The organism is Citrobacter meridianamericanus (genome assembly GCF_041320245.1).
Classification (GTDB): domain Bacteria; phylum Pseudomonadota; class Gammaproteobacteria; order Enterobacterales; family Enterobacteriaceae; genus Citrobacter; species Citrobacter meridianamericanus.
On sequence record NZ_CP101036.1, the window covers coordinates 5,177,159 to 5,202,191 of the forward strand.

The window sequence follows — 25,033 nt, forward strand, 5'->3', positions numbered from 1 at the left end:
AATTTGCCCTACCCTTCTGCCGGGTTCAACTACCCCAAATGGACTAGCTTGATTGCTGATTTACCGCTTCATCATCGGAGTAAGGCTCATCTTGTTGCGTTTCAGGGACCGAGCGCAAGCGGTACTCTTCATCCTGCGTAGTGGCTTGTTCAGCCAGCTCAGGATTAATCTCGCGCTTAATTTCCACTCCTAAACTGCGAAACGCTTCGGCCTGCGACAGGACGTTTCCACGGCCTGAAGAGAGTTTTTTCATCGCCTGTCGGTAGTTGTCCTGGGCTTTATCCAGGCTTTGACCAATTGCCGACATATCATCCACAAACAACCGCATCTTGTCATAAAGTTTGCTGGCCCGATCGGCAATTTGTTGCGCATTACGGCTCTGATGCTCGTAGCGCCACAGATTGGCAATCGTACGCAATGCCACCAACAGCGTGGTGGGACTGACCAGCATAATGTTATTTCTAAGCGCTTCGGTAATCAGTTCGGGCTGCCTGTCGAGCGCCAGTAAAAAAGCTGGCTCAACGGGGATAAACATCAGCACATAGTCAAGCGTACGTAATCCAGGAAGCTGCTGATAGTCTTTGCGGCCCAACAGACGAATGTGGTTTCGCACCGAGGCGATGTGCTCCTGTAGCGCGCTCTCGCGGGTGAATTCATCTTCAGCGTTAAAATAGCGTTCATAGGCGACCAGCGTCATTTTCGCATCAATCACCACATCTTTGCCCTGCGGTAATCGAACAATAACATCTGGCTGCATCCGTGAACGGGCGTCGTTTTCGATGCTGACCTGGGTTTCGTATTCATAGCCTTCGCGCAGACCGGAAGCCTCAAGCACCCGCGTGAGTACGACCTCGCCCCAGTTCCCCTGCGTTTTATTATCACCTTTTAATGCCCGCGTCAGGTTTACCGCTTCCTGTGCCATCTGCGCATTCAGTTGTTGGAGATTACGAATTTCGTGCGCCAGAGTATGGCGTTCCTGCGCCTCTTTGCCAAAGCTGTCCTGAACCTGGCGTCGAAAACCGTCCAGTTGTTCGCGAAGCGGTGCCAGCAGGCTGTTCAGGCTTTGGCGATTTTGCTCATCTACGCGGCGATTGCTTTGCTCGAAAATACGGTTCGCCAGATTTTCAAACTGCTCGCTCAGGCGCTGTTCGCTGTTGATCATCTGACGGATCTTATCTTCCGCATGCTGTTGCGTTGCTTCCAGCCGGGTAGTGACTTCACGGAGATCGGCTTCCAGAGAGGTGTTGATACTGTGCAGGCTGCGCAATTCGTTATTAAGCAGTTCGCACTCATCACGCCAGTGGGCTTCCTGTGAGAGTTGTTGCCGGGCGGCGCTTAGCGCGATATCCAGTTCACGTCGTTCTTCGAGGAGATCGGCACGGATCCTGTCGGCGTGCGCTTTTGTTGCCAGCCACCCGACCAGCAGTCCTGCGGCTAATGCCAGCACGGCACTCATCACAATTGAAATATCCACAACGCCCCCCTTACAGCTACGACTTACCGGCACAAAATAGAATTGTGCTGTATAAACGTCCAGTTTAAAAGGAATTTCCTGCGAGGCACTACGCAAAATAAAAAGGCCGAACGCGTCGGCCTTTTTGAATAGACGGGAGAATTACAGTAAACGACGCGCAGCTTCCACCACGATTTTCACCGCGTGGCTTTCTGTTTGTTTCATCGTTTCCGCATTAGGGATCTCTTGCTGAGTACGGTTCACGATAACACCCGCAACCATACCGGCGCGCAGACCCTGGCTAGCGCACATGGTCAGCAGCGTGGCGGATTCCATTTCGTAGTTCATGACGCCCATAGACTGCCACTCTTCCATAGAGCCTTTAAAACGGCTCACTACGCGACCAGAGAAGGTGTCATAACGCTCCTGGCCCGGGTAGAAGGTATCAGAAGACGCAGTAACGCCAATGTGGGTGGTGGCGCCGATTGATTTCGCCGCTTCCACCAGCGCGGTGGTGCACTCGAAGTCCGCAACAGCCGGGAACTCCATGGGCGCGAAGTGCAGGCTTGCTCCATCCAGACGGACAGACGCCGTGGTGACCAGGACATCACCCACGTTGATATGTGGCTGGATAGCGCCAGTCGTACCGATACGCAGGAAGGTACGAATGCCCAGCTGTGCCAGTTCTTCTACGGCAATAGAGGTTGACGGGCCACCGATACCGGTAGAGCAAACGATCACGGCTTTACCATCCAGCTCAGCACGCCAGGTAGTGAACTCGCGATGAGATGCCAGCTTAACCGGCTTATCCATCAGCGCGGCGATCTTTTCCACACGCTCCGGGTCGCCAGGGACGATAGCAAGCGTAGCCCCTTGTAAATCGCTCTTAGTGAGGCCGAGATGAAAAACATCAGACTTAGACATAAAAACTCCTCTGTGAATCGGTTTTGTCAGAAGAAGCAAAAACACACTTTACCGAAGGCATGAACATATTTTCGTGACAGTAATCACTATGATGTAAATCAATTGCATTCAATTACCATCAAATAGTGACTTGAATCACATAAATGATGCGATGTAAGGAACCCCTGCACAAAAGATAGCCCGTTTAAGGCAATGTGGTTCGTTGCATGTGTCTATAGTTAACAATGCGCTTTTTGGCTGAATATTTAAGGGTACGGAGAATACCATGACAACACGACAATCTGGCTTTGCACCTGCTGTATCTCCACCAACGTCTACCACGGTTCACACTCCAGATAACGCAATTATCGCCGGAGTAACATCCATACCTTCACAAGGCGATGATATGCCAGCGTATCACGCACGACCAAAGCAAACCGATGGCCCGCTGCCCGTGGTTATTGTCGTGCAGGAGATTTTTGGCATTCATGAACACATTCGTGACGTTTGCCGCCGTCTGGCTCTGGAAGGGTATCTGGCTATCGCTCCAGAGCTCTATTTTCGCGAAGGCGATCCCAATGACTTTGCCGACATTCCCACGCTGCTCAGCGGCCTTGTCGCCAAAGTACCTGACTCTCAGGTACTGGCCGATTTGGATCACGTCGCCAGCTGGGCCTCCCGCAACGGAGGTGATGCGCATCAACTGATGATTACCGGATTCTGCTGGGGCGGGCGCATTACCTGGCTGTATGCCGCACATAATCCACAGTTAAAAGCGGCGGTGGCGTGGTACGGCAAACTGGTGGGCGATAAAACCCTCAACTCGCCGAAACATCCCGTTGATATCGCGACCGATCTTAACGCTCCCGTTCTGGGGCTTTATGGCGGCCAGGACACCAGTATTCCACAAGATACCGTTGAAACAATGCGTCAGGCGCTACGCGCCGCCAATGCTAAAGCGGAAATCGTGGTCTATCCCGATGCCGGACATGCGTTTAACGCCGATTATCGCCCGAGCTATCACGAAGAGTCCGCTAAGGATGGCTGGCAGAGAATGCTGGAGTGGTTTACCCAGTACGGCAGTAAAAAATAAGGACAACCCTGGCTTCGGCCAGGGTATCCCTCAGAAAAAATAAGTGTATTGCGTCACATTCTTGCGACAATTTTTTTAATTATACAGTCTCGCTGCATCAATTTTTTTGCTGTTAAAGAAGGCGCTATGATCGCCTTCACATTTGACGTACTCCTCCCCCATCAAATGCAAAATTTTCGTTGCTTAGCGCCAAACTATTTTTCTGTTTAACATCGCTATTCTCCTGAATACTCAGTAACAGACCCAGCGAATTGCTTATTCTGTGAACAGGAGATTGATCATGACGCAACAGACTTTCCAGGCCCAACCTTTTGCTCTGCCTTTTGATCCGCATACCACCGCACTGGTGATGATCGATATGCAACGTGACTTTGTTGAGGCAGGTGGTTTTGGTGAAGCATTAGGTAACGATGTCTCGTTGGTTCGAAGCGCAATTGAGCCATGTAAAAAGGTATTAGCGGCTGCGCGCGATAAAGGCTTACTTGTGATTCATACTCGCGAAGGGCACCGCGCCGATCTTAGCGATTGCCCGGCGGCGAAACTCACCCGCGGCGGTAAAACTTTCATTGGCGAAACAGGCCCTATGGGACGCATTTTGGTTCGGGGCGAAGCCGGTCACGACATTATCCCTGAACTGTACCCGGTCTCGGGTGAACCGGTTATCGACAAACCAGGTAAAGGTGCGTTCTACCAGACTGATTTACATCTGATTTTACAAAATCACGGGATCAAAACGTTAATTGTCTGCGGCGTCACGACTGAAGTATGCGTGACGACGACGGTACGAGAAGCCAACGATCGGGGCTATGAATGCATCATTCCTGAAGATTGTGTGGGTTCCTACTTTCCAGAGTTCCAGAAATATGCGCTGGAGATGATCAAAGCCCAGGGCGCGATTTTTGGTTGGGTCAGTCACGCTGATGCCATTATCGCAGGGTTGAAAGGCTAACGTCATGACGCCGGCGGCACTTTCTGCGCTTTCGCTAGGGTATCTCTTTCCGGTGAAAGGACGACACATTCTGCGGGTTCACAGTGCATTTCAGCATGCTCTGAATCTGCGCTCAGAAGAAGGACGGCACCTCACGCTGCTGTGTGCAGAGAAGTATCAAAACCTGGCGGATGCGGCACGGATCATGCTGCCAGAATGGTGGGACTGGCGGCGGGAGATCACAGGAACCGGGACAATTCGGTTAGCCGATGGCGTATTAATAGCCCAGCGTTTTCGTGTGGACCTGAACGCAGCCGCAGTATGGCAACCCCAACTCCGACGTGAATCGCTGGATCCGAAAACCTGTTTGTGGCCCCAACGGCACTACAGGACGCTGGATTCTCAACTGCTGCTGTTTTGCCTGGAACATGAGGTAGAAAGCGCACTGCAATGGCAGGGAAATATTCGCCAACGGGGGTTAAGGCCACAAGAGTCGCCGGAGCAACTTGAAGAACAGGTCCCCCGGTTAATCGGTTACGGCAAAGGGCTAACGCCGGATGGCGATGACTATCTACTGGGTTATCTGGCGGCGCTTTGGCAGTGGAAACTCTGTCCCGGTCTTGAGGCTCACTACACCAGATTGCAACAGGCTATTGAACGGCAACTACCGTACACAACTGACATCAGCCAGCATTATTTACACGGCGCGCTACAAGGTCATTTTTCGCAACCGATTTGCGAGTTGCTCAAACAGCTTAATGCTGACGCGCCTACAACAACGATTATCGCCTGTGCAGAACAGGTCATGCAATTTGGGGCGACATCGGGCGTCGACTGCCTGGCCGGTTTGCTTCACGGCATGAGAACGCTGTACGCACACCATTGAATAAATGAAATGCTCTCGTAGCGCAGATCGCTACGCGGAATCGCTGTACCCGAAATCTGTTATCGGGTGATAAACGACGGACATAACACAATGAAAGTAAAGAATAAAATTTTCAGAAACCTCTATCAGGATTCCGTATCCCTGATGCAGATTTCGGCGCAAATCAGCGCGTTACCAGGCATTCAGCAGGCTTCCGTGGTGATGGGAACATCAACAAATCTTGAGCAGCTTAGTCACGCCGGGCTTGGCGACAACGTCAAAGCAGGGCCAAACGACCTGGTCATAGCGGTAATGGGAGAGGAGGATATCTGCGCCGAAGCGCTGGATATCGCAGAACAACGCCTGACCAGTAAACCGGAAGATGAAGGTGACGAGGGTGTAAAAACACCGGATATAGTGAGTATAGAAATGGCGCTGGAGAAAGTGCCTGATGCCAATCTGGCGCTGATTTCGGTCCCTGGTGACTACGCCGCGGCGGAAGCCATTAAAGCGCTGAATCTTGGTCTGAATGTGATGATGTTCAGCGATAACGTCAGCATTGAGCAAGAAAAAGCGATAAAAAACCTCGCTCGTGATCGTAACCGTATCGTCATGGGGCCCGATTGCGGAACCGCCATTATTAACGGCATTCCATTGGGTTTCGCGAATGTAGTAAACCGCGGTCATATCGGCGTGGTGGGAGCCTCCGGCACGGGATTACAGGAAGTCACCTGTCGTATTGACCAACTGGGTGCAGGTATCTCTCAGGCGCTCGGTACTGGCGGCCACGATCTGAGCGAAGACATCGGCGGGATTTCGATGCTGTTTGGGCTGCAAGCACTCATGGATGATGACGACACCCACGTCATCGTATTGATTTCCAAACCACCGTCATCAGTAGTAGCTGAACGTATTCTGCAACTGGCGCAGTCTGCCGGCAAGCCGGTCGTCGTCAATTTCCTGGGAGCCGACCCACAAACCGTTACGCGACCAAACGTAACCGCAGCGACAACCCTTGCTGGCGCAGCAGACCTTGCCGTCGCGTTGCTAAACAAACGCCCACTAACGGAAACTCGCTATCAGCCTTCACCGTCAGACCTTACTGCACTGCAACAAGCCTGCCAGCGTTTGGCTCCAACTCGTCAGGCTATCCGCGGTGTTTTTGCAGGAGGAACATTCTGCTACGAAGCGCAGCTCATCTGTCAGCAAAACGGTTTTACCGCCGCATCAAACACGCCGGTGTCGGGTAACCAAACGCTTGCCAATATCTGGCAAAGCCATAACCACACGCTGATAGATATGGGTGATGACGATTTTACCCGAGGTAAGCCACATCCCATGATCGACCCGACATTACGCAATCAACGTCTGCTCGCTGAACTTAACGATCCGCAGACCGCCGTCGTTCTGTTCGATTTGGTGTTGGGATACGGTGCGTCTGAAGCACCTGCTGCTGAATTACTCGAACAACTCACACAGATTGATCAACAGCAGGCACCACTGATGATTGCTCACGTTTGCGGTACCGAAAGCGATCCCCAGCAAAGAAGTCGCCAGGTCAGCGCTTTGCGTGATGCTGGCGTCATTATCGCTGACTGTAATGCCCAGGCTGCGCAATGGGCCAGCATCGTGGCGCAGATTCAGATTGAGAAGAAGGAAGTAATTGCATGAATACCTTGTTTAATCAGCCGCTGAAAGTGGTAAACGCCGGATTACAGAGTTTCGCCAACAATATTCAGAAAGTCGGCGGTGAAGCAATAGCGTTGAGCTGGCAGCCGCCCGCACAGGGAGATGTGAATGCCGGACTGGAGCTGGCCTCTTTAATACACCATCCGCTGGTTGAACAGGCGAATAAAATCGCCATGGAGCGCTATCTCAGCGCCCAACCGGTACTGGTCGATGTTATGCAGGCTCATGAAGCAATTCCAGAAATGGCTAAAAGTAAACGTATTCTTCACTCCGGCCCCCCCATTAGCTGGGAAAACATGTGTGGGCCGGTAAAAGGCGCAATCATCGGCGCAATGCTCTTTGAAGGGTGGGCCACCAGCCATGAAGAGGCGGAGTGCCAGATTCTGGCGGGAGATATCGAACTTGAACCGTGCCACCATTATCACGCTGTTGGACCAATGGCGGGAATTATCAGTCCGTCGATGCCGCTGTGGGTCATCGAGAACAAGACTAACGGTCAGCGTACGTTCAGCAATTTTAATGAAGGGCTGGGTAAGGTTTTACGCTTCGGAGCGAACAACGATGAGGTACTCAATCGCTTGTACTGGATGCGTGACGAGCTGGCACCGGCACTGAAAGCGGCTGTCATTCGTCTTGGCGAACTGGAGCTAAAACCACTCATGGCCCAGGCGCTGCATATGGGTGACGAGGTTCACAACCGTAACGCCGCCGCGACCGGCCTGCTCATCAAACGCCTACTGCCTGCGCTGTTGTCCAGTAATTTACCTGCGGAGCAGTTGCAGCGAACGGTCACCTTCATTACCAGCAATGATCACTTCTTTCTTAATCTCTCGATGGCGGCCTGCAAAGCAATGATGGACGCGGCAACCAATGTTCCTTTCAGTTCCATGGTTACCGTTATGGCCCGCAACGGCGTGAATTTTGGTATTCGTCTTTCGGGTACAGGCGACCAGTGGTTCCAGGCTCCGGCCAATGCGGTTGAAGGGTTATTTTTCCCCGGCTATGGAGTAGACGATGCCGCCGCCGATCTTGGCGACAGCGCTATTACCGAAACCGCGGGCGTGGGTGGTTTTGCAATGGCTTCTTCCCCAGCAATTGTGAAATTTGTTGGCGGAACACCTGCAGATGCCACCAACAACAGCAGACGCATGCAGGCAATCACCCTGGGCGGCAATCCGGCATTTACTCTGCCAGCACTCAATTTTGCTCCGACGGCGGCGGGAATCGATGCACGTAAGGTGGCCGACAGGGGGATTTTACCGGTCATCAATACGGGGATCGCCCATAAACAGGCAGGTGTCGGTCAGATTGGCGCAGGGATCACGACCGCGCCAATGCGCTGTTTTGTTGATGCCATTGCCGCGCTGGCGCGGATCGTCGCACAAGGAGAAAAACCGTGAATAAACCTCTGGCTGTCGTTGCCGTTGGCGGCAACGCGCTGATTCAGGACGATCGGCGTAATAGTATCTCCGATCAGTACGAGGCCGTCATGGAAAGCGTGAAGCACATTACTGATATGGTCGAAGCTGGATGGGACCTGGTACTGACTCATGGCAATGGCCCACAAGTGGGCTTTATTTTACGTCGATCCGAGTTAGCTAGCAGTGAAGTCTCGCCGGTCCCGCTGGATTATGCGGTCGGCGATACTCAGGGCGCGATCGGCTATATGTTTCAGAAAGCGCTGCATAACGAACTTGCGCGCCGCAGCCTCCATAAGCCGGTTGTGGCACTCATCACGCAAACACGGGTCAGCCAGCACGACGACGCTTTTGCTAACCCAAGTAAACCCATCGGTGCATTTCTGGACGAACACACTGCACGTGAACGCCAGCAACAGCTTGGCTGGACGATGATGGAGGATGCCGGACGAGGCTGGCGACGTACCGTACCGTCGCCAAGGCCTCTGGAAATCATTGAACGAGACACTATCGCGCAGTTAGTGCGGCAGGGCTATATCGTTATCGCCTGCGGCGGTGGCGGGATCCCTGTCATACGCGATGCGCATCACCAGTTGCAGGGGGTTGAGGCGGTGATAGATAAAGATCTCGCTTCCGCGCTGCTTGCCAGCCAACTGGGAGCGGATTTGCTGGTTATCCCGACTGGCGTGGAAAAAGTGGCGATTAACTTCGGCACACCACAGCAGCAATGGCTGGAAACGCTCAGCATCGCGCAAGCCGAACAGCTCCTGCAGGAAGGTCAGTTTGGCGTCGGCAGCATGCAGCCCAAAGTCGAAGCAATTCTCGATTTCATGAATGCCAGCCGACAACAGGGCAAGAACGCCAGCGGTCTGATCACCAGCCCGCAGGCGATCAAATCTGCACTGGACCATCAAAACGGCACATGGATAACCCTTTAGCTTTAGGAGAATAAGATGACTACAACAACCCTACTGGCCGTCAACGGAACCCTGATGCGCGGCCTGGAACTCAATAAAAATATGCAAAAAGCAGGCGGTGTCTTTATCCGCGAAGACCGCACTGATGCGCACTACCGTTTGTGGAGCATTAACGACCAACATCCGGGGATGATCCGCGTTGCCCAAGGTGGTACTCACGTGGCTCTGGAAATTTGGCAATTACCACTGGCCAGTTTTGCTGAACTGCTGATGAGTGAGCCAGCCGGACTGGCAATCGGCAAAGTCAAACTCGAAGATGGCAGTGAAGTTTTGGGCGTACTGGCGGAAAACTGGCTGACAGAAGGGCAACGGGAAATTACCGAATTAGGAAGCTGGCGCAAATACACCGGTCATTTTCATACCGTGTAATGCGCATTAACAGAGGGAACAGGATATGCGTAAAACAGAAGAGAGTATGAATACTGCATCAGGCTTGAGAATTGCCATGATTCTGTTGGGGATCGCAGTAACACCGGTTTTGCTGTCGTCCTCAAGTCTTGGCAACCAACTCTCCAGTAGCAGTCTGGTTACTGTAGTGCTGTTGGGTGGGTTAATCCTTACCATCCTTGCCGCCATCACGATCAGCGTTGGCGAAAAAGCCCGTCTGCCGACATACGGTATTGTTAAGTACGCTTTCGGTGAAAAAGGGGCCATTGCTATCAATATCCTGATGGCAATCAGTCTTTTTGGCTGGATTGCCGTGACTGCAAATATGTTTGGTCACTCTGTCCATGACTTACTGTTACAGCACGGCATAACGCTTCCTGTCCCTCTGCTGGTGATAGCGGGTTGCGTGGTATTCGTCGCATCTACGGCATTTGGTTTTGCCGTATTGGGTAAAGTCGCACAGGTCGCGGTGCCGATCATCGCCTTAGTACTGTGCTATATCCTCTATATTGCGACACACAGCGAAGTCACCACGCCAGCGGAAGTTGTCAGCATGAATACAGGTGTCGCTGTCTCGACCGTCGTCGGCACCATTATCGTGCTTGTCGCTACGCTACCTGATTTCGGCAGCTTTGTGCATAATCGCAAACATGCTCTCATCTCTGCGGCTGTGACGTTCCTAATTGCCTATCCGCTACTTTACTGGGCTGGCGCAACGCCCAGCGCCCTCAGCGGTCAGGGTTCTCTGCTGGGAGCCATGACAATATTTGGCGCCGTATTGCCAGGCGCGCTGCTGCTGATCTTTGCCTGTGTAACAGGGAATGCCGGAAATATGTTTCAGGGTACGTTAGTGGTTTCAACACTGTTAACCCGGTTCCCTAAATGGCAAATTACTATCGCCCTGGGTGTACTCTCTGCGATAGTCGGAAGTCTGGATATTATGGCGTGGTTCATTCCCTTCCTACTGTTCCTCGGTATCGCGACGCCGCCTGTAGCAGGTATTTATATTGCCGACTTTTTCCTCTATCGCCGAAATGGTTATCAGGAATTGGTCCTGACGCAAGAGCCACAGATTAAGGTACTGACGTTTGTTGCATGGATCCTTGGCGCTGCTGTAGGTTTTATGACGGTAAAAGGCCTCTTCACTCTAACCAGTATTCCTTCGGTGGATTCGATTGTTGTAGCTTGTATCGCTTATATACTGTTAAGTCGACTGGGCAAACATCATTAGTTCCTGGGTATAATTGGCATTAACATTACGGCTGAACCGGGATTGGTTTAGCCGATCTCTGCCAACCAGGAAACCTTATGTTCATCTCTGACGAAACCCTTCGTGTTATTCATCTGGTCGCCAGGCATCAGAGCATCAGCATCGCCGCAGAACAATTAAATAAGGTGCCTTCAGCCATCAGTTACACCATTAAAAAAGCAGAAGAAAGCCTGGGGGTAGCGCTGTTTACTCGCAAAGGTCGATATATCGAAATCACACCTGCTGGCCGCTATTTTATTGAACATAGCAAGACCATTCTCGGTGATATGGAGGCGCTTAAGCGTAACACCGCTCTGATCCATGATGGCGTCGAGCGCGAATTAACAATTGCGGTGAACAATATTATTCCCGCCCCTTTGTTGGTGGCGTTTATCCACGATTTCGAACGACAATTCTCCTCGACAACTCTGACGGTCTGCCTTGAGGTATACAACGGTTGTTGGGACGCGCTCTACAGCAGACGTGCCGATCTGGTGATTGGCGCGCCACATGCCGTCCCCAGTACTGAAGGTATTGTCAGTGAACCTATTGGCCAGCTTGAATGGGATTTTGTCGTCAGCCCGCGACATCCGCTCGCCAGTGAGCGCCATCCGCTGGAAAACGCAGAACTTCGCCAGTACACCGCAGTGTGTATTCGTGATACATCCGTAAATTTTACGCCGTTACAAGCATGGTTACTGGAGGGACAAAAACCGCTGTTCGTACCAGACTTCGCTACCGCCATTGCACTTATCGAACAAAATGTCGGTATTGGCTATATCCCGCACCATTTAGCGCTCCCGCTGTTAAATAGTGGCAAACTGTTGAAAAAACCGATGCGCGAGCATAAACATGCGACAAAATTATTCCTGGCAGCCCGTTCGGATGGCATGGGGAAAGTGTGCCAGTGGTGCATCGACTATTTAAAGAAACCGGCGCTTTATGCCAGTTAACAGGGAAGAGCGGAGGCTTTTGCCTCCGCTGTAGAGGTTAAGCCTGACGCAGATTCTGCGCCGCTTTAACCATGTTGGCCAGCGCAGCACGGGTTTCCGGCCAGCCGCGCGTTTTCAGGCCGCAGTCCGGGTTCACCCACAGACGCTCTGCCGGAATACGCTGCTCGGCTTTCTTCAGCAGGGCTTCAATCCACTCCACGCTCGGGACGTTCGGCGAGTGAATGTCGTAGACGCCCGGCCCGATTTCGTTCGGATAGTCGAACTCTTCAAACGATTCCAGCAGCTCCATATCAGAACGTGAAGTCTCAATAGTGATCACGTCCGCGTCCAGCGCCGCAATGGAATCCATGATGTCGTTGAACTCGCAGTAACACATGTGGGTGTGGATCTGGGTTTCATCCTTCGCCACTGCCGCGTTAATGCGGAAGGCTTCCACGCCCCACTCCAGATACGCCGCCCAGTCGCTGCGACGCAGCGGTAAACCTTCACGCAGTGCCGGTTCGTCAATCTGAATAATACCAATCCCCGCCGCTTCCAGATCCGCGACTTCATCACGCAATGCTAGCGCAATCTGCTTCGCGATGGTTTCACGCGTCACGTCTTCACGCGGGAATGACCAACAGAGAATGGTCACCGGACCGGTCAGCATACCTTTTACCGGTTTGTCGGTCAGCGACTGGGCATACTTCGCCCACTCCACGGTGATCGCTTCCGGGCGGCTGACGTCGCCAATCACCACCGGCGGCTTCACGCAACGGGAGCCATAGCTCTGCACCCAACCGTTCTGGGTAAAGACAAACCCGTCCAGATGCTCACCAAAGTATTCCACCATGTCGTTACGTTCGGCTTCACCGTGTACCAGCACGTCGAGACCCAGGCGCTCCTGTTCGGCGATCGCCTGTTTGATATGTTCCGCGATCCCTGTGCGATAGTTACCGGCATCCAGGTTGCCTTTTTTGAAGTCCAGACGCAGACCGCGAATTTCTGTGGTTTGCGGGAATGAGCCAATAGTCGTGGTCGGCCATGCCGGCAGATTAAAACGGGCACGCTGTGCCTCGGCGCGAACCGGGTAAGCGTTGGCGCGCTGGCTGTCCTGGGCGGTGATCGCCGCCAGACGTTTTTCCACTGCAGCGTTGTGGACGCGGGTAGAGTGACGACGAGCCTGAATCGGTGCGCTCCACGCCACAATTTCCGCCGTATCACCACTGTTTAGCGCATCGCGCAGCAGCGCCAGTTCGCCACATTTTTGCAGGGCGAAAGCAAACCAGCTCTTCACTTCCGCATCAAGGCGGGTTTCCACACTGAGATCGATGGGGCTATGCAGCAGAGAGCAGGAAGAGGCCACCCACAGATTACGTTTTCCGACGATATCTTTAATTTGCGCATATTTCTCACTGAGGTCGGCGCGCCATACGTTGCGCCCGTTCACCAGACCCGCTGACAGCAGCCAGTCGGCAGGCAGACGCTTGTGCAGCTCGGCGACATCATCTTTACCATGCACGAAGTCAACGTGCAGCCCCTGTACCGGCAGCGCGGTAATGGTATCCAGATTCGGCGTGACGCCTTCAAAATAGGTGGTCAGCAGCAGCTTCACCTGGCCTTGCAGGGCGTCATAAGCCGGTTTAAAGGCATCCAGCCACGCTTGCGGCAACTCCAGCACCAGAGCCGGTTCATCGATTTGCACCCACTCAATACCCCGTTTTGCCAGCTCCGCCAGCACCTGCTGGTAAACCGGCAGAATATCGTTCAACAGACTCAGGCGATCAAACTGTTCGCCCTTCACTTTCCCCAGCCACAGGTAAGATACCGGCCCCAGCAGCACAGGTTTCACCTTATGGCCAAGCGCCAGCGCTTCGTCTACTTCATCCAGCAGTTGCGTCCAGGTCAGTTTGAACTGCTGACCTTTGGTGAACTCCGGTACCATGTAGTGATAGTTGGTGTTAAACCATTTAGTCATTTCTGCCGCCGCCGCTGGCTCACCGGTCGGTGCGCGGCCACGACCAATGCGGAATAAGGTATCAATATCAACCGAACCGTCTTTGTTCTGATGACGAGCCGGAACGTTGCCGAGCAGCAGGCTGGTGGTCAGAACATGGTCGTACCAGGCAAAATCACCTACCGGCAGCAGGTCAACACCCGCCAGCTTCTGCTGATCCCAATGGCGGGCACGCAGCTCGCGGCCAACGGCCAGCAATTCTTCACGGGAGGAATTTCCCGCCCAGTAACTTTCTTGCGCTTTCTTCAACTCGCGACGAAGGCCAACACGAGGGAAACCGAGGGTGTGATTAAGTATTGTCATTATATGCCTCTTATTTAATTTGCAGGTTTTAGCCATCCAGATGTTTACACCGCTATATTTCGCAAGTACTGTATATTCCTCAAGCGCAATTTGTTCATGCCGAAGTGAAGGACTTTCATGATCGAGATTAAACACCTGAAAACGCTCCAGGCGTTGCGGAATAGTGGTTCGCTGGCAGCCGCCGCAGCGACGTTGCATCAGACCCAATCCGCCCTTTCTCACCAGTTCAGCGATCTGGAGCAGCGCCTTGGCTTTCGACTCTTTATCCGTAAAAGCCAGCCGCTGCGCTTTACGCCGCAGGGCGAAATTTTGCTGCAGCTGGCAAATCAGGTGTTGCCGCAAATTGGCCGGGCACTGCAGGCCTGCAACGAACCGCAGCAAACCCGGCTGCGAATCGCCATTGAATGCCACAGCTGTATCCAGTGGCTGACGCCCGCGCTGGAGAATTTTCGTGCCAACTGGCCGCAGGTGGAGATGGACTTTAAATCCGGTGTAACGTTTGATCCGCAACCGGCGCTACAGCAAGATGAGCTGGATCTGGTATTAACTTCCGACATTCTGCCGCGCAGTGGACTGCACTACTCACCGATGTTCGATTTTGAAGTCCGCCTGGTACTGGCGCCGGATCATCCGTTAGCCAGCAAAACGCAAATCACACCGGAAGATTTAGCCAGCGAGACGCTGCTTATTTACCCGGTGCAACGGAGTAGACTGGATGTCTGGCGGCATTTCTTACAGCCTGCGGGCGTGAGCCCGTCGCTGAAGAGCGTGGATAACACCCTGCTGCTGATTCAAATGGTTGCCGCCAGAATGGGTATCGCCGCGTTACCACACTGGGTGGTGGAGAGTTTTGAACGCCAGGGCCTGGTGGTGACCAAAACCCTGGGCGATGGATTGTGGAGCCGACTGTACGCCGCCGTGCGTGATGGCGAGCAGCGGCAGCCGGTCACGGAAGCGTTTATTCGCTCAGCGCGGAATCACGCCTGCGATCATCTGCCGTTTGTGCGGAGTGCGGAACGACCCACTTTCGATGTACCCACAGTGAGGCCACTATCACAGCCGCGCCAATGATGAAGCTTGGCCAGTGAGGCTGTTGATGCCAGATAGCCAGGTTGACCAACAGCCCGGCTGGCACATGCATATTGTTCATGATGCCCAACGTACCTGCATCCACTTGGGTCGCACCGTAGTTCCACATAAAGTAACCAATGCCGGACGCCGCCACGCCAAGAAATACCAGGATACCCCACTGTAGCGTAGTGGTAGGCATTTTCTGCGCATTGCCCAGCATGAACCAGGCCACGACAGCCACCATAAAGGCCCCCATGTAAAACCAGGCAAAAGCGTTATGCTGTGGCATTGGGCGGGTTTCCATCAGACGCTTATAGCCCACCATACCGATGGCAAAACTAATGTTGGAAAGCTGCACCAGCAGCAGGCCAGTCCAGAAGTGGCTGGTTACCTGATCGTAACGAATAATCCCCGCGCCAATCACCGCCAGTAACGCACTGAAAGCGTAGCTCCAACGCAGACGCCGCCCGCTCATCAGGTCATAAATCAGCGTGATGTAGAGCGGCGTCAGCACGGTGAAAAGCAATAGCTCTGAAACCGTCAGATACAGGTAGGCGTGAAAACTCAGCATATACATAATGCCAAGCTGCATGGCCCCCACCAGCATATACAGCGCGATTGTTTTTACGCTGTGCCCACGGGTACGTAAAAACGGCAGGAAAACCAGCGCCGCGAGTCCAACGCGCACCAGCACTGCAAAATAGCTATCGACATGACCAGCAAGGTACTCGCCAAACAGGCTGAAGGAAAAGGCCCACAAAATAGTGGTAATGATGAGTAGCGCCACAATGGATGTCTCTTAGAACAGGGAACATCCATTGTAGCGGAGAGTTTAGTTGACAACTGGTCAACTAAAGAACAATTACTTTAAAAAGAGATCGCGCAGGTAGTGCGGCACGGCATCGTCGGCGTTGAGTCCGATGACTTCCAGTTCCGGATGCAGATCCTTCAGACGCTGGTGGGCGTTGCCCATGATGCAGCCTTTGCCCGCCATGGAGAGCATTTCCGCGTCGTTCATCCCGTCGCCAAAAGCGATACAGTCTTTCAGGTTGTAGCCCATCGCTTTCGCTACCGCTTCCAGCGCATGACCTTTCGATACGCCGCCCGCCATGACTTCCAGACAGGTAAGCGTAGAGAAGCTAACGTTGACGCGATCGCCCCAGCGGGCGTTAATCGCCTGCTCCAGCGGCAGCAATCTTTCGTGAGAATCGGTGGTGAAGAAAACTTTGCTGACGCCTTCCGGCTCCAGTAGCGCAGGTTCAAACAGGGAATAGTTAAACACAGCTTCTTTGAAAAAGCGCATTTCGTCGGGGCGATGGCGGTTCATAAACCACTCATCATCACGATAAACGTTGGTCACGATGTCCGGATTTGCATTCACTACGCCAAACAGGTCGCTGGCAATGTCGCGATCCAGGTTATGAGAAAACACCAGATTTCCATCAGAATCATGCACCCGCGCACCGTTGGAGGTGATCATGTAGGTTTTAATACCGAGGTTATCGCGAATTTGTCCCACATCAACATGATGACGGCCAGTCGCAAACACGAAGTTAACGCCACGAGCAGTCAGTAATTTCAGCGTCTCTTTGGCATAAGGGGACAAAGTATGGTCGGGGGAAAGCAGCGTACCGTCTAAATCAGACGCAACAACCTGATACATAAGAAAATTAAACCTCTAGGCAAAGCGGGTTCCGCTGGATGAGTTATGCTTGTCGAAAAATTCGACAATAGCGTTAAGCGCGACTGAGCGCATTGCGTCCTTTTCAAAAAGGATCTCATGGTACGCGCCTTTTATGACAAGCGGCTGACCTCCTTCTACAGGATGGCCCGCCGCGGCGCGGAGTTCACAAAAAAGATCGTGCATGCGGTTATCCACCACACGCTCTTCTTCGGCCTGAATTAGTAAGGTCGGCGTCGCGTCATCTCCCGCACCAGCCAGAACCTGTTCGCCTGCCAGAATACCTTCACGTACCCAATGGTAGGTCGGGCCGCCTACACGTAGCCGCGGCTCATCAGCATAGAAACGTAGATTGCGCCGATAGCGCTGTCGACTATGAGTTAACGCATTCATGCCGAAGGGTAGCGCCCGCCAGCGCCCGGTGCCCATCGCATAGCCTTCGCGGATCCGTGGATGCCCTTCAGCCCAGTCCAGAATGTGGCGCACCATCCAGTCGGGAAAGCGCATCACAATACCAAACATCGGCGCGCAAAGCGCGATGGCATCACACTGATTCGGGTGGCGCTGCAGGAACAATGTGGCAATCGCACCGCCCATCGAATGCGCCAGTATATAGCGCTTTCTCCACGGACCGGGTAGCACTTCCTGCTGCCAGAAGGCGGTTAAATCGTCGACATAGTCATTAAAGTTATCGACATGACCGCGATGCGGATCCGACAGCATGCGCCCGGAGCGCCCCTGGCCACGGTGGTCGATAATGAGCACGTCAAAACCAGAATGAAACAGGTCATACGCCAGTTCAGCGTATTTCACGTAGCTTTCAATGCGTCCAGGACAGACGACGATGACGCGATCGTTTTTTTCTGCATGAAAACGAACAAAATGTACGGGGATATCATCCACACCCGTAAATTCCGCTTCTTCCCGCTGACGCCAGAAATCTGTCAGTGGCCCCATGGAAAAAGCAGCAAACGCGTTTTCTCTTGTTTCCCAGTCTTTTTGCTGCTGAAACATCGGGTATCCAGCCTCGCTGACCAAGTAAAATCGTTTTTTTCACCGTCGCTGACACAACCTAACGACAGTAGCGTATTGTGGCATAAAAATAGACAATTCGGGAGTTTCTCATGACCTTTGAATGGTGGTTCGCCTACCTGCTGACCTCTATTATTTTGAGCTTGTCTCCAGGTTCAGGCGCAATCAACACCATGACCACTGCCATCAGTCACGGTTATCGCGGTGCCAGCGCGTCGATTGCGGGTTTACAGACCGGGCTGGGCATTCATATCGTTTTGGTTGGCGTGGGGCTGGGAACGCTATTTTCTCGTTCGGTGATCGCGTTTGAGGTGCTGAAGTGGGCGGGAGCAGCCTATCTGATTTGGCTGGGCATTCAACAATGGCGGGCAGCGGGCGCTATCGATCTGAACACCATGGCAAATACGCAATCGCGCAGTCGCCTGTTCAAACGCGCGGTCTTTGTGAATCTGACCAATCCCAAGAGCATTGTTTTTCTTGCTGCTCTGTTCCCGCAGTTTATTCTGCCGCAGGAACCGCAGCTGATGCAGTATGTGGTGCTTGGCGTTACGACCATCGTGGTCGATATCATTGTGATGATCGGTTACGCGACGCTGGCTACGCGCATTGCAGGATGGATTAAAGGGCCAAAGCAAATGAAGGCGCTGAACAAAGTGTTTGGTTCGCTATTTATGCTGATAGGCGCCCTGCTGGCATCGGCAAGGCATGCCTGATTACAGGACCGGACCCGCTAACGCTTATCCGGTCTGGAACGAACTCAGCGCGAAATGATCAGGTGGATACCGAAGCCCGCGAACAGCGCGCCAGCAAAACCGTCAATCCACTTCGCCAGGCGCTGATAGCCACGACGCATTTTCGGCAGCGCAAACAGGCTGGCAACCACAGTAAACCACGCCAACGTTTCCACGATGATCAGGGCAAAAATTCCCCAACGCGCGCCAGTTCCCACGTTGTCGCCAACGAATAATGAGAAGACAGAGCCAAAATAGATAATGGCTTTAGGATTCGCCAGATTGGTCAGCAGACCTTTCAAGAAGCTGCGTCCGCTCTGCGCCAGCTCAACCTGCGGATTGGAAGGAGCCACGTCCTGTTTTTTAAACGCGCCGCGCAGCATCTGATACCCCATCCAGCACAGATACAGACCCCCGCCGACCATAATAATGGTATGTAGCCAGGCCATTTTTTCAATAATCAGATGCAGGCCGAGCAGCGCCACGCCAGCCCAGACCATGACGCCACAGGTAATACCCAGCACGCCCATCATCGCTTCTTTGCGCGAACGGCTAACGGCCGTTTGAGAGACAAAGAAAAAATCGGGGCCGGGACTCATCAGCGCAACGATGTGCACCAACGCAACGGTGAAAAATAGCGTTAACATAAAAAATGACTCGCGGGGGAATAGTTCAGTGAGTCACCATCCTGGCACTTTTTTGCCCGGCTGACTACTCTTCGTCGTCACCATCCACATGTGCGCGGATAAGTGCCATAAACTCTTTGCCAAAACGCTCAAGTTTACGCATTCCCACGCCATTAACGCTCAGCATTTCGCTCGGTGAAACCGGCATTTGTTCGGCCATTTCAATCAGTGTGGCGTCGTTGAACACCACGTAAGGCGGGATATTCTCTTCATCAGCAATGGCTTTACGCAGCTTACGCAGTTTGGCGAACAGTTTGCGATCGTAATTACCGCCAAAGGATTTCTGCATTGCGCGCGGTTTCAGCGCCACAATACGCGGCACGGCAAGCTGTAGTGGAACGTCACCGCGTAGCACCGGACGCGCGGCTTCGGTTAACTGTAATGCCGAGTGATGGGCAATATTCTGTGTCACCAGACCAAGATGAATAAGCTGGCGAATAACGCTGACCCAGTGTTCATGGCTTTGCTCACGACCAATGCCGTAGACCGGCAGCTTGTCATGGGCCAGCTCGCGAATACGCTGGTTATTCGCGCCACGCAGAACCTCGACGACATAACCCATACCAAAACGTTGATTCACACGGTAGATAGTCGACAGCGCTTTACGCGCATCCATGAGTCCGTCGTACTGCTTTGGCGGATCGAGACAAATATCGCAGTTACCACACGGCTCCTGACGCCCCTCGCCAAAATAGTTCAGCAGCACCAGACGACGACAGGTTTGCGCCTCGGCAAACGCCCCCATCGCATTGAGTTTATGCCGTTCGATATCCAGCAGTTGTCCGGCGGGTTTCTCTTCGAGACAACGGCGTAGCCACGCCATATCTGCCGGATCGTAAAACAACATTGCTTCCGCAGGCAGGCCATCACGCCCGGCGCGACCGGTTTCCTGGTAGTAAGACTCGATGTTACGTGGAATATCGAAATGCACCACGAAACGTACGTTGGGTTTGTTGATCCCCATGCCGAACGCCACGGTTGCCACCACAATTTGCAGATCATCGCGCTGGAATTTCTCCTGCACGTCGGCGCGTACGGTATTTTCCAGCCCGGCATGATAAGCCCCGGCACTGATGCCCCGGCTTTGCAGGCGCGCGGCGGTGTCTTCAACTTTAGCACGGCTGTTACAGTAGATAATGCCGGACTTACCGCGCTGCTCTTGCACATAGCGCATCAGTTGATCGAGCGGCTTAAACTTCTCCATCAGCATGTAGCGAATATTTGGGCGGTCGAAGCTGCTGATCTGAATTAACGGGTCGTTGAGGCCCAGCAGACGCACAATGTCCAGCCGGGTGGTTTCGTCCGCGGTGGCGGTCAGCGCCACAAACGGCAGGGTTGGGAAACGTTGACGTAACTGTCCCAGCGCCGCGTATTCCGGGCGGAAATCATGTCCCCATTGCGAAATACAGTGCGCTTCATCTACCGCCAGCAGCACCGGGTTCCAGTGCGCCAGGTTTTCAAGGAAGTTATCCAGCATCAGGCGCTCAGGCGCAATGTACAGCAGGCGAATCTGTCCGCTGCGACAGCCTGCCATCACCTCAAGCTGCTGCTCGCGACTTTGAGTGGAGTTAAGGCATGCTGCCGCCACGCCGTTGGCCAACAGTTGATCGACCTGATCTTTCATCAGAGAAATCAGCGGAGAAACAACAACGGTGAGCCCGTTGAGCAATAATGCGGGAATCTGATAGCACAGGGATTTACCGCCGCCGGTCGGCATAACGACCAGGCAGTCGCGACCAGAGATCACGGTATCAATGATTTCTTCCTGACCCGGGCGAAACTGTTGGTAGCCAAAGGTTTCTTGCAAAACCTGTTTAGCGCCCATTTCCAGATTCAACACTTCCGCCTGCGCCACATTAACCCCATTAGCCTGAAATAAAAACAGGCGCTATTTTCAGCGCCTGAGAGAGAAACTGCAATGATTAAAATACTCTCAATACCTGTCAGAAGATATCGTTGAGCATCACGCCCACGCCAACACGGGTCTGATTGAAGTTATAGTCAATCAGCGATTCGCCGTAACCGCTGTAAACCTGGGTGTAAAGGCGCACATGCTTCGTAATGGGGTAACTGACACCCAACTCAGCACCGCCGTAGCCGGTATTCCAGTTGTACTGACCTTTCGCACTTAAGACGGCGTCACCGAGGTGATAACCCAGTTTGAGCTGATAGTAGCCCATATATTTTGTGATATCCGGGTTATCGTCGGTGCTGCCGATGACGTACCACGGCTTAACTTCCACCAGCCAGTTACCGTTTTCAGCCATCAAACGCGTGTAAAGACGATTCCAGCTACGTGAAGTGGGGTCAGACCGACCGTTGGAGTCATGGTTATAACCCATTTCGACATCGCGGAGCGTCCAACCAGCGAAGCGATAGTCGGTAGCGAAACCAAGGAACAATTGCGGTTCATAATTGGTTTCGCGAAATGGGGAAGATTCTTCGCTATTCGAAAGCTGCCACCAGGACTTCTGGGTATAGGAGCCGCCAAGTACCGAGTTCGGACCTAAGATCCCGCGCCAGAGCGGAAACGCCAGGCTTAGCTGAAACTTAACCTCATCTTTGCGCGCATTTTCGGACCAGCTATAGCTGCTGATCGCTTCTTTGTTCATGTCGCTGGTATTGGTGTAGATAAGATAGTTGGTGTCATAAGGATAAAGCGTGAAAGGATTGTCATGCTCCTGCAGCATGTTGGCGATAATACTGCCGCGAACCGCGGGTGCATCATGAATCTCTTTCACTGTCGCTTCCTGCGCATACGCGGTCAACGGCAGCATGACTGCTGGTAGTAACCATCCCAGAATCGCCCGCATCGGTACTGTTCTCCTGAACCAAAATATTGATGAATTGTATAATTATCTGGCAAGTATTCTACATACTTAGCGAGTTCCTCGTTAGTTATCCCGTCCTAAAGTAGAAAACAACAAATAATAAGCATAATATCAACATTTCATTAACCATTAAGATGTAGGGATCGTATGTCTGCCGTACTTACTGCTGAGGAAGCGCTGAAGTTAGTGGGTGAAATGTTCGTCTATCATATGCCGTTTAACCGGGCACTGGGACTGGAGCTTGAACGCTATGAGAAAGAATTCGCTCAATTAGCCTTTAATAACCAACCGATGATGGTCGGCAACTGGGCGCAAAGCATTTTGCATGGCGGCGTGATCGCCTCGGCGCTGGACGTCGCCGCCGGTCTGGTGTGCGTTGGCAGTACGCTAACCCGCCATGAGACGATCAGTGAAGACGAATTACGTCAGCGGATGTCACGCATGGGAACCATCGATTTGCGCGTTGATTACCTGCGCCCGGGGAGAGGGAATCGCTTTACCGCCACCAGCAGCCTGCTGCGGGCGGGTAATAAAGTCGCCGTGGCGCGCGTGGAACTGCATAACGAAGAACAGCTTTATATTGCCAGCGCAACCGCCACTTATATGGTGGGGTAAGCAGCCAAAAAAAGGTAAACTGCTGTTACATTTCTGCAATGAGTTTTCCCGATGGATGCTAAACAAACGCGGCAGGGCGTGTTACTCGCTCTTGCTGCTTATTTTATTTGGGGTATCGCACCTGCCTACTTCAAGCTGATTTACTATGTCCCGGCGGATGAAATCCTGACGCACCGCGTCATCTGGTCATTTTTCTTCATGGTGGTGCTGATGAGCATCAGCCGCCAGTGGTCGGGTGTCAAAACATTACTCCAAACGCCAAAGAAGATATTCCTGCTGGCGCTCTCTGCAGTGCTCATTGGCGGAAACTGGCTGCTGTTCATTTGGGCAGTCAATAATCACCATATGCTGGAAGCCAGCCTCGGCTATTTTATTAACCCGCTGGTGAATATTGTGCTGGGAATGCTTTTCCTCGGCGAGCGCTTCCGTCGCATGCAGTGGCTGGCGGTACTATTAGCCGCCTGTGGCGTACTGGTACAGCTGTGGACCTTCGGATCGCTGCCAATAATTGCGCTGGGACTGGCGTTCAGCTTTGCTTTTTATGGTCTGGTGCGCAAGAAGATTGCCGTCGAAGCACAAACCGGCATGCTGATCGAAACGCTGTGGCTTTTACCCATCGCGGCCATCTATCTGTTTGGCATTGCCGACAGCCCAACCAGCCATATGGGGCAAAACCCAATGTCGCTCAATCTGCTGCTGATTGCTGCGGGTGTCGTGACCACCATTCCGCTGCTGTGCTTTACCGGCGCCGCAACCCGCCTGCGTCTGTCGACGCTGGGTTTCTTCCAGTACATTGGCCCTACGCTGATGTTCCTGCTGGCGGTAACGTTCTACGGTGAAGCCCCGGGTGCGGACAAGATGGTCACCTTCGCGTTTATCTGGGTCGCACTGGCGATTTTCGTAATGGATGCGATTTATACGCAACGACGGGCGCGCCGGAGCTGAAGAAGTGCCGGATGGCGGCTGCGCCTTATCCGGCACAGCCCTTACAGCCAGTTTTTGCGCTTAAAGTACAGATACGGCGCCAGACCGGCGAGCATCATAAAGACAATCGCCCCCGGATACCCGAAGCTCCAGTGCAGTTCCGGCATGAACTCAAAGTTCATCCCATAACTTGAAGCTACCAGCGTCGGCGGCAGGAACACCACAGAGACCACCGAGAAGATCTTGATGATGCGGTTCTGCTCAATGTTGATAAAGCCCATCGCCGCCTGCATCAGGAAGTTAACCTTCTGGAACAGCGATTCGTTGTGCGGCAGCAGAGATTCGATATCGCGCAGGATCTCACGCGCCTGTTCCAGCTGGCTGCCCGGCAACCGCGCTTTACGTACCAGGAAGTTCAGTGCGCGTTGGGTATCCATCAGACACAAGCGTACCTTCCAGCCGATATCTTCAAGTTCCGCCAACGTCGACAGCGCTTCGTCATATTCATCGCCCTGACGCCCTTCCATGATCACACGGCTGAGTTTTTCCAGGTCGCTGTAGATATTTTCGATCTCATCCGCCAGCTGTTCAATTTTTGTTTCGAACAAGTCGAGCAACAGCTCGTAGGCGTTGCCATCCACCATCGCCTGGTTACGCGCACGCATGCGGTACAGGCGAAAGGCCGGTAATTCGCGCTCGCGCAGGGTAAACAGTCGACCTTCGCGAATAGTAAATGCGACGGTTGAGTTACCCGCGTGATCGTCGGCGTCTTCATAAAAGAAGAAGGAGTGAATGTGCAAACCGTCTTCGTCTTCAAAAAAACGCGCGGATGCTTCGATGTCTTCCAGTTCAGGGCGCGTAGCCAGATTCTGGCCCAAGTCCTTTTGCACACGGTTTCGTTCTTCGTCATCCGGCTCGACTAAATCGACCCAAACCGAACTGGCCAGATGCTCGATCTCGTCTGCCTCAAGGCGAGTTAAACGATTGTTTTCCAGTTGAAATGCGCTCAGCATGACCGGGACTCCCAATGCAAAAAATTATCGGACAGTTCGGAGGGCACACAGAAACAAATTGGGTTTCAGACCATTAAACAGCCTGACTCAGCGCGACGGGAAAAAAACAGAAGGTCGCTGACAACCGCGAAGGCTATCAGCAAAAAGGGATAGCCTTAGGAGTTGATCCTGGATGACAGGATAATGAGCCAGTATCTACTGGGTGTGTCCAAGGCGAATGTCCTCTTAGCGTAAT

24 protein-coding genes are annotated in these 25,033 nt (G+C 53.0%); 13 read left to right on the forward strand and 11 right to left on the reverse strand.

Features of this window, described 5'->3' with window-relative positions; all coding sequences use genetic code 11:
* Positions 1-43: 43 nt before the first annotated feature.
* Together rmuC and udp are read right to left on the reverse strand one after the other, a co-directional pair.
* Positions 44-1,456, reverse strand: coding sequence for a DNA recombination protein RmuC (gene rmuC, locus NMD08_RS25120; protein WP_370620229.1), 1,413 nt, complete (start codon positions 1,454-1,456; stop codon positions 44-46).
* A gap of 159 nt (positions 1,457-1,615) precedes the next feature.
* Positions 1,616-2,377, reverse strand: coding sequence for a uridine phosphorylase (gene udp / locus NMD08_RS25125; RefSeq protein WP_057064426.1), 762 nt, complete (start codon positions 2,375-2,377; stop codon positions 1,616-1,618).
* 265 nt (positions 2,378-2,642) lie between these two features.
* On the opposite strand from udp, the gene NMD08_RS25130 reads away from it, so the two are divergent.
* From NMD08_RS25130 to NMD08_RS25170, 9 genes are all read left to right on the forward strand, one after another.
* Entirely contained in the window at positions 2,643-3,449 is an 807-nt protein-coding gene (locus tag NMD08_RS25130) for a dienelactone hydrolase family protein (protein WP_151220038.1), read from the forward strand.
* 280 nt (positions 3,450-3,729) lie between these two features.
* Positions 3,730-4,398 carry a cysteine hydrolase family protein gene (locus NMD08_RS25135; protein WP_151216371.1) on the forward strand — a complete coding sequence of 223 codons (669 nt, stop codon included), beginning with the start codon at positions 3,730-3,732 and terminating at the stop codon, positions 4,396-4,398.
* Positions 4,399-4,402: 4 nt separating this feature from the next.
* Positions 4,403-5,263 carry a DUF2877 domain-containing protein gene (locus NMD08_RS25140; RefSeq protein ID WP_151225764.1) on the forward strand — a complete coding sequence of 287 codons (861 nt, stop codon included), beginning with the start codon at positions 4,403-4,405 and terminating at the stop codon, positions 5,261-5,263.
* Between the two features lie 90 nt (positions 5,264-5,353).
* Positions 5,354-6,913: an acyl-CoA synthetase FdrA gene (gene fdrA / locus NMD08_RS25145; protein WP_151216373.1), complete on the forward strand. Its 1,560-nt coding sequence runs from the start codon at positions 5,354-5,356 to the stop codon at positions 6,911-6,913.
* A complete protein-coding gene (locus NMD08_RS25150; RefSeq protein WP_151225763.1) occupies positions 6,910-8,331 on the forward strand; it encodes a DUF1116 domain-containing protein in 1,422 nt (473 codons plus the stop codon). The genes fdrA and NMD08_RS25150 overlap by 4 nt, the downstream gene beginning before the upstream one ends.
* Positions 8,328-9,287 (forward strand): carbamate kinase, encoded by a 960-nt coding sequence (arcC, locus tag NMD08_RS25155; protein ID WP_210905527.1) that lies wholly within the window; start codon positions 8,328-8,330, stop codon positions 9,285-9,287. The genes NMD08_RS25150 and arcC overlap by 4 nt, the downstream gene beginning before the upstream one ends.
* A gap of 15 nt (positions 9,288-9,302) precedes the next feature.
* Positions 9,303-9,695, forward strand: coding sequence for a glutamyl-tRNA amidotransferase (locus tag NMD08_RS25160; protein ID WP_151216376.1), 393 nt, complete (start codon positions 9,303-9,305; stop codon positions 9,693-9,695).
* Positions 9,696-9,720: 25 nt separating this feature from the next.
* Positions 9,721-10,944 carry a cytosine permease gene (locus NMD08_RS25165; RefSeq protein ID WP_187260258.1) on the forward strand — a complete coding sequence of 408 codons (1,224 nt, stop codon included), beginning with the start codon at positions 9,721-9,723 and terminating at the stop codon, positions 10,942-10,944.
* Positions 10,945-11,021: 77 nt separating this feature from the next.
* Positions 11,022-11,915 (forward strand): LysR substrate-binding domain-containing protein, encoded by an 894-nt coding sequence (locus tag NMD08_RS25170; protein ID WP_151217230.1) that lies wholly within the window; start codon positions 11,022-11,024, stop codon positions 11,913-11,915.
* A 37-nt stretch (positions 11,916-11,952) separates the two neighbouring features.
* On the opposite strand, the gene metE is transcribed toward NMD08_RS25170, so the two are convergent.
* Complete coding sequence (metE, locus tag NMD08_RS25175) at positions 11,953-14,214, reverse strand: 5-methyltetrahydropteroyltriglutamate--homocysteine S-methyltransferase (RefSeq protein ID WP_370619263.1); 2,262 nt, start codon at positions 14,212-14,214, stop codon at positions 11,953-11,955.
* A 117-nt stretch (positions 14,215-14,331) separates the two neighbouring features.
* On the opposite strand from metE, the gene metR reads away from it, so the two are divergent.
* Positions 14,332-15,285 carry an HTH-type transcriptional regulator MetR gene (gene metR / locus NMD08_RS25180; RefSeq protein ID WP_003841224.1) on the forward strand — a complete coding sequence of 318 codons (954 nt, stop codon included), beginning with the start codon at positions 14,332-14,334 and terminating at the stop codon, positions 15,283-15,285.
* On the opposite strand, the gene NMD08_RS25185 is transcribed toward metR, so the two are convergent.
* The 3 genes from NMD08_RS25185 to pldB all read right to left on the reverse strand — a co-directional run bounded on the left by NMD08_RS25185 (position 15,173) and on the right by pldB (position 17,980).
* The gene (locus NMD08_RS25185) at positions 15,173-16,072 is read right to left on the reverse strand and encodes a carboxylate/amino acid/amine transporter (RefSeq protein ID WP_003844634.1); all 900 of its coding nucleotides are present in this window, start codon (positions 16,070-16,072) and stop codon (positions 15,173-15,175) included. The two genes, metR and NMD08_RS25185, sit on opposite strands and share 113 nt — an antisense overlap.
* A 75-nt stretch (positions 16,073-16,147) precedes the next feature.
* Complete coding sequence (yigL, locus tag NMD08_RS25190; RefSeq protein ID WP_151217234.1) at positions 16,148-16,948, reverse strand: sugar/pyridoxal phosphate phosphatase YigL; 801 nt, start codon at positions 16,946-16,948, stop codon at positions 16,148-16,150.
* Positions 16,949-16,963: 15 nt separating this feature from the next.
* A complete protein-coding gene (gene pldB, locus NMD08_RS25195) occupies positions 16,964-17,980 on the reverse strand; it encodes a lysophospholipase L2 (protein ID WP_370607872.1) in 1,017 nt (338 codons plus the stop codon).
* A gap of 110 nt (positions 17,981-18,090) precedes the next feature.
* On the opposite strand from pldB, the gene rhtB reads away from it, so the two are divergent.
* On the forward strand, positions 18,091-18,711 hold the full coding sequence (gene rhtB / locus NMD08_RS25200; protein ID WP_003828938.1) for a homoserine/homoserine lactone efflux protein: 621 nt from the start codon (positions 18,091-18,093) through the stop codon (positions 18,709-18,711).
* Between the two features lie 44 nt (positions 18,712-18,755).
* Here rhtB and rhtC read toward each other — a convergent pair whose 3' ends face one another.
* From rhtC to pldA, 3 genes are all read right to left on the reverse strand, one after another.
* Complete coding sequence (gene rhtC / locus NMD08_RS25205) at positions 18,756-19,376, reverse strand: threonine export protein RhtC (protein ID WP_151217236.1); 621 nt, start codon at positions 19,374-19,376, stop codon at positions 18,756-18,758.
* 64 nt (positions 19,377-19,440) lie between these two features.
* The gene (gene recQ, locus NMD08_RS25210) at positions 19,441-21,270 is read right to left on the reverse strand and encodes an ATP-dependent DNA helicase RecQ (protein ID WP_151217238.1); all 1,830 of its coding nucleotides are present in this window, start codon (positions 21,268-21,270) and stop codon (positions 19,441-19,443) included.
* 88 nt (positions 21,271-21,358) lie between these two features.
* Positions 21,359-22,228: a phospholipase A gene (pldA, locus tag NMD08_RS25215; RefSeq protein WP_003017916.1), complete on the reverse strand. Its 870-nt coding sequence runs from the start codon at positions 22,226-22,228 to the stop codon at positions 21,359-21,361.
* A 165-nt stretch (positions 22,229-22,393) separates the two neighbouring features.
* Between pldA and yigI the strand changes: the two genes are divergently transcribed.
* Both yigI and rarD read left to right on the forward strand, forming a co-directional pair.
* Positions 22,394-22,861: an acyl-CoA thioesterase YigI gene (gene yigI, locus NMD08_RS25220; RefSeq protein ID WP_003017917.1), complete on the forward strand. Its 468-nt coding sequence runs from the start codon at positions 22,394-22,396 to the stop codon at positions 22,859-22,861.
* 51 nt (positions 22,862-22,912) lie between these two features.
* The gene (gene rarD / locus NMD08_RS25225) at positions 22,913-23,806 is read left to right on the forward strand and encodes an EamA family transporter RarD (RefSeq protein ID WP_210905530.1); all 894 of its coding nucleotides are present in this window, start codon (positions 22,913-22,915) and stop codon (positions 23,804-23,806) included.
* A gap of 41 nt (positions 23,807-23,847) precedes the next feature.
* On the opposite strand, the gene corA is transcribed toward rarD, so the two are convergent.
* Together corA and ysgD are read right to left on the reverse strand one after the other, a co-directional pair.
* Entirely contained in the window at positions 23,848-24,798 is a 951-nt protein-coding gene (gene corA / locus NMD08_RS25230; protein ID WP_003017920.1) for a magnesium/cobalt transporter CorA, read from the reverse strand.
* Positions 24,799-24,953: 155 nt separating this feature from the next.
* Positions 24,954-25,010, reverse strand: coding sequence for a YsgD/CorL family protein (gene ysgD, locus NMD08_RS25235; protein ID WP_212723238.1), 57 nt, complete (start codon positions 25,008-25,010; stop codon positions 24,954-24,956).
* Positions 25,011-25,033: the final 23 nt, after the last annotated feature.

What these genes read in the sequence shown, in the direction of transcription:
- metR (WP_003841224.1), top strand. Translation starts at nt 14,332, where the DNA reads ATGATCGAGATTAAACACCTGAAAACGCTCCAGGCGTTGCGGAATAGT.
- udp (WP_057064426.1), bottom strand. Translation starts at nt 2,377, where the DNA reads ATGTCTAAGTCTGATGTTTTTCATCTCGGCCTCACTAAGAGCGATTTA.
- rarD (WP_210905530.1), top strand. Translation starts at nt 22,913, where the DNA reads ATGGATGCTAAACAAACGCGGCAGGGCGTGTTACTCGCTCTTGCTGCT.
- NMD08_RS25165 (WP_187260258.1), top strand. Translation starts at nt 9,721, where the DNA reads ATGCGTAAAACAGAAGAGAGTATGAATACTGCATCAGGCTTGAGAATT.
- NMD08_RS25160 (WP_151216376.1), top strand. Translation starts at nt 9,303, where the DNA reads ATGACTACAACAACCCTACTGGCCGTCAACGGAACCCTGATGCGCGGC.
- NMD08_RS25170 (WP_151217230.1), top strand. Translation starts at nt 11,022, where the DNA reads ATGTTCATCTCTGACGAAACCCTTCGTGTTATTCATCTGGTCGCCAGG.
- metE (WP_370619263.1), bottom strand. Translation starts at nt 14,214, where the DNA reads ATGACAATACTTAATCACACCCTCGGTTTCCCTCGTGTTGGCCTTCGT.
- yigL (WP_151217234.1), bottom strand. Translation starts at nt 16,948, where the DNA reads ATGTATCAGGTTGTTGCGTCTGATTTAGACGGTACGCTGCTTTCCCCC.
- NMD08_RS25135 (WP_151216371.1), top strand. Translation starts at nt 3,730, where the DNA reads ATGACGCAACAGACTTTCCAGGCCCAACCTTTTGCTCTGCCTTTTGAT.
- rmuC (WP_370620229.1), bottom strand. Translation starts at nt 1,456, where the DNA reads ATGAGTGCCGTGCTGGCATTAGCCGCAGGACTGCTGGTCGGGTGGCTG.
- rhtC (WP_151217236.1), bottom strand. Translation starts at nt 19,376, where the DNA reads ATGTTAACGCTATTTTTCACCGTTGCGTTGGTGCACATCGTTGCGCTG.
- NMD08_RS25140 (WP_151225764.1), top strand. Translation starts at nt 4,403, where the DNA reads ATGACGCCGGCGGCACTTTCTGCGCTTTCGCTAGGGTATCTCTTTCCG.
- yigI (WP_003017917.1), top strand. Translation starts at nt 22,394, where the DNA reads ATGTCTGCCGTACTTACTGCTGAGGAAGCGCTGAAGTTAGTGGGTGAA.
- NMD08_RS25150 (WP_151225763.1), top strand. Translation starts at nt 6,910, where the DNA reads ATGAATACCTTGTTTAATCAGCCGCTGAAAGTGGTAAACGCCGGATTA.
- corA (WP_003017920.1), bottom strand. Translation starts at nt 24,798, where the DNA reads ATGCTGAGCGCATTTCAACTGGAAAACAATCGTTTAACTCGCCTTGAG.
- pldA (WP_003017916.1), bottom strand. Translation starts at nt 22,228, where the DNA reads ATGCGGGCGATTCTGGGATGGTTACTACCAGCAGTCATGCTGCCGTTG.
- rhtB (WP_003828938.1), top strand. Translation starts at nt 18,091, where the DNA reads ATGACCTTTGAATGGTGGTTCGCCTACCTGCTGACCTCTATTATTTTG.
- fdrA (WP_151216373.1), top strand. Translation starts at nt 5,354, where the DNA reads ATGAAAGTAAAGAATAAAATTTTCAGAAACCTCTATCAGGATTCCGTA.
- NMD08_RS25130 (WP_151220038.1), top strand. Translation starts at nt 2,643, where the DNA reads ATGACAACACGACAATCTGGCTTTGCACCTGCTGTATCTCCACCAACG.
- pldB (WP_370607872.1), bottom strand. Translation starts at nt 17,980, where the DNA reads ATGTTTCAGCAGCAAAAAGACTGGGAAACAAGAGAAAACGCGTTTGCT.